Genomic DNA, 283 nt, shown 5'->3' on the forward strand with positions numbered 1-283 from the left:
AAGCTTGATAGCTGTGCGGCGCTTTTCTTCTTGAGCGGAAGCCGGTATTTTTCGAGCATCTATTTTATTCATGCTGCCATTATACAGAACTATAAGCGTGCCGGATTAATAACTGCAATTTCGTTACGCAGCGAGTAAATCTGCTCGCTGCCCCATCAATAGTTCGTTTGGTGATCGACAACCCCTCGTCTTTCTCGGACGGTCGTTGAGTCGATTCATCACCGCTTGCACCTCTTCATCAGTGACTTCATTGAAGTCGGTGCCTTTAGGAAAATACTGTCGG

The 283-nt window shown here is 46.6% G+C and carries 1 pseudogene; it reads right to left on the bottom strand.

Annotated elements, in window-relative coordinates:
* Window positions 1-123: 123 nt before the first annotated feature.
* Window positions 124-283 (bottom strand): annotated as a pseudogene (locus ABVT36_RS19140) (IS30 family transposase); the annotation flags it as partial.

The organism is Microbulbifer sp. TYP-18 (assembly GCF_040932045.1).
GTDB lineage: Bacteria > Pseudomonadota > Gammaproteobacteria > Pseudomonadales > Cellvibrionaceae > Microbulbifer.